We start from the raw sequence: 283 nt of genomic DNA on the forward strand, positions 1-283 counted from the left end.
TAAATCGTACTTTTCTTCCGTTTGGACATAGATATGCATCCTCTTCTTCGTCGTATTCCCAGTTGTCTACATGAAAAGCATTCTCTTTGTGTTTCTTTTTCTTCTCCTTTCGATACTGATTGTACGTCACTAGCGTTGCATTAATTAAGACTAAATATGTATGTGTTTGATCGAGGTTACCTGGATTACGAGCGCTTTGATCGCATGACCGATGATGGTTACTTTTTTCTCTCAAGACTTCGAAAAAATGCGTTTATACGAGTAGTTGGTGATGATTTTGAAC

General features: G+C 37.5%; 1 pseudogene. It reads left to right on the forward strand.

Annotated elements, in window-relative coordinates:
* Positions 1 to 156 precede the first annotated feature (156 nt).
* Positions 157 to 283, forward strand: a pseudogene (locus M3210_RS20255) (IS4 family transposase); the annotation flags it as partial.

The organism is Oceanobacillus luteolus (genome assembly GCF_023715655.1).
Lineage (GTDB): Bacteria > Bacillota > Bacilli > Bacillales > Amphibacillaceae > Oceanobacillus > Oceanobacillus luteolus.